The organism is Myxococcus sp. CA039A (genome assembly GCF_013336645.1).
GTDB lineage: Bacteria > Myxococcota > Myxococcia > Myxococcales > Myxococcaceae > Myxococcus > Myxococcus llanfairpwllgwyngyllgogerychwyrndrobwllllantysiliogogogochensis.
This window is the reverse complement of the sequence record NZ_JABUMQ010000822.1, coordinates 1-407: the sequence shown is the minus strand read 5'-3', so window position 1 is coordinate 407 and position 407 is coordinate 1. Positions and strand designations below refer to the sequence as shown.

Annotated in this window: 1 protein-coding gene; it reads left to right on the top strand. The window is 69.3% G+C overall.

The annotated features are described in order from the left end of the window. A partial coding sequence (rlmB, locus tag HR086_RS47775) for a 23S rRNA (guanosine(2251)-2'-O)-methyltransferase RlmB (protein ID WP_174469000.1) occupies nucleotides 1-407 on the top strand: 407 nt, incomplete at both ends.

Below are 407 nucleotides of genomic sequence, written 5' to 3'. Positions count from 1 at the left end.
GTGCAGGACCCGCACAACCTCGGCGCCTGCCTGCGCTCGGCCGCTGCCGCCGGGGCGACCGCGGTGATCATCCCGAAGGACAAGTCGGCCACGGTCAATGCCACTGTGCGCAAGACTTCGGCCGGTGCCGCCGACCTGATCCCGGTGGTGGCGGTGACCAACCTCTCGCGCTGCCTGAAGGACCTGCAGAAGCAGGGCGTGTGGATCTACGGCCTGGCCGGTGAAGCCACGGCCTCGCTGTACCAGCTGGACCTGAAGGGCAACATCGCGCTGGTGCTGGGCGGCGAAGCCGATGGCCTGCGCCGCCTGACCCGCGAGAACTGCGATGGCCTGGTCAAGATCCCGATGCCGGGCGAGATCGAGAGCCTGAACGTGTCCGTCGCCGCCGGCGTCAGCCTGTTCGAGGC